The sequence below is a fragment of the Variovorax sp. P4_D9 genome (assembly GCF_056401695.1).
On record NZ_JBFUIU010001246.1, the window covers coordinates 1 to 1,930 of the forward strand.

The following is a 1,930-nucleotide window of genomic DNA, read 5'->3' on the forward strand; positions in this document are numbered from 1 at the left end:
ACAGTCCCTCGCCCGGCCAAATGCCTTCTCGTACTGTGCAGCGGACCAGTAGAAGCCCTCCTTGGGTTCGTTGCCCGGCCACCCGGACGCGCCGGGCCAGAACAACAACAACGCGGTGACGCTGAAGATCGCGGGACGCAGCCCGATGGCCGCGTAGAAGCGCCAACCCTTGAACCAGGTCGACAGACGCTCACTGACACGCTCACTGGACATGGATGCCGCAGACCTGCCAGATGAACTTCTCCGTCCCGGTAGGGGTATCGAGCGCCGATGCATACTGGTCGCGCGGGTACATCAGGAACAGCGGACCGAACTTGCGCTTCGAGAGGCGCTCGCCATTCTGCGAGTGCGCGAGGATGATGGCGTACCGGTCCATGTCGCTCCAGGGAATCGTGATCGAGTAGTCGTCCAGTGCGAACAACCGGATGGATTTTCCTCGGACTTTGGCCAGCGCCAGGACGTCGCTCAGGAGCGGGCCGTCGAAACGGCTTCGCGGCGTCCACTCGGTGGCCGTGGTGATCGTGTGGTTCGGAAGGGCCAGCAGCTGGGCTTCGGATAGCGCGATTCCACTGGGCTGCGAATCTTCCGGCAGCAGCTCTGACCGGATCATCAGAAAGGTGTCGGGCAAGCATCGGGCGGCAAGTGCGGGCGCGGGAGCCATCAACTCCAGCCCCAATACGATGGACGTCACGACGATCAGGTCACGCGCTTTCATGTTCCTCGCCTTCATATTCCACCCCGTCATGTTCCACCCCGTCGCCGAATGCCGAGAAATCCAATTTCTCGAGGTGCGACAGAGGAACCGACGCGGACACCCGCACCTCTAGCGATGCACTCTGAGCGCCTCCACGCGCGGTGCTGTAGGCGGKGGACGCATCCTTATTTGGGTCGCCAGCCTGACCTGCGCGGACCGGTCGATTTTGGCCTTCAGTACACGAGATTCCAAGCGCCCATCCCGTAACTCCAACGCGGCAAACTTCTTCGGCTCCCGACTCATTGCCGCGGCAAGCTTCGACGCGTCATCCGTGAACAATGTGATGTCGTTTCTGGGCCGAGAGATCGCCACATAGAAGACCGCTCGGTTGCTGGTCAGACTCTTGGTATTCGCATCCACCAGCACGCGGTTCCTGGTCAGGCCCTGCGCCGAGTGAATTGTGCTCGCGTAGCCGTACTGCAGGTGCATGGGTCGGCCGCGATCGATTCGGATGTCCTCCTTTGCTGGTCCGCCTCGAGAGCTGCGCTTCAGGATCACGTGGCCCTCTTCCACCGCACCAACCTGGTAGCGCTCGCCATTGCACACGCCCAGCGCCTTGTCGTTGGCCGTGACGCGGACCCAATCGCCGGGCGCGAGATCGACCGCCTCCTTCTCATAGAGACGCAACATGGAGTTGCGCGCGGGATCGAAAGTCACCCGTTGGCCTCCTTCGCGCTCGACCGTCAGGGTGTTGCGCGTGATGTCGTGGCTCACGACCTTGAGCTGCTCGCCCTGCACAAGCTCTCGGGAGTAGCTGCGTTGCGGCACCACGATCTGCCCGGCGTCGTAGCTTTGCGCGGATTGCAATTCGGCGCGCGTCATGTCGACGTTGTTCAGGACTTCGACCGGCTGTCCGTTCGGCAGCGACAAGCCCTCGCGCACCAGCGCGTTGATCGCGCGCCGCGCGTCGTTCGTTCCGGCCACGATGAGCGTCTCCCTGCGCTCARCCTCCCCCAATTGGACATAGGCTTGCGCAAGCCGCGCATGGCGGTGCGCGTCCTGCCGAACCTCGACGATGGTGTGGTGAAGCACTGCGACGGCCCGCGGCACTTCGCCGTTCGCGGCATGGACCACGGCTGCGCGGATCGCCTCGTTCTTCTGGCGCTTGATCTCGGTGAGGAAGGCCTTCGTCATCCCGGCATCCTGGAGCTGCTCGAAGGGCTTGCCCGCCTCCAC

At 63.3% G+C, this 1,930-nt stretch carries 3 protein-coding genes; all 3 read right to left on the reverse strand.

Going from position 1 to position 1,930, the window contains the following annotated elements; translation table 11 throughout:
* A partial coding sequence (locus AC1DY5_RS53525) for a hypothetical protein (protein ID WP_478122336.1) occupies positions 1-213 on the reverse strand: 213 nt, incomplete at its 3' end.
* Complete coding sequence (locus AC1DY5_RS53530) at positions 203-715, reverse strand: putative pterin-binding protein (protein WP_478122337.1); 513 nt, start codon at positions 713-715, stop codon at positions 203-205. The genes AC1DY5_RS53525 and AC1DY5_RS53530, both read right to left, overlap by 11 nt.
* A gap of 108 nt (positions 716-823) precedes the next feature.
* Positions 824-1,930, reverse strand: a 1,107-nt coding sequence (locus AC1DY5_RS53535; protein WP_478122338.1) for an AAA family ATPase, incomplete at its 5' end; no start/stop codon positions are given.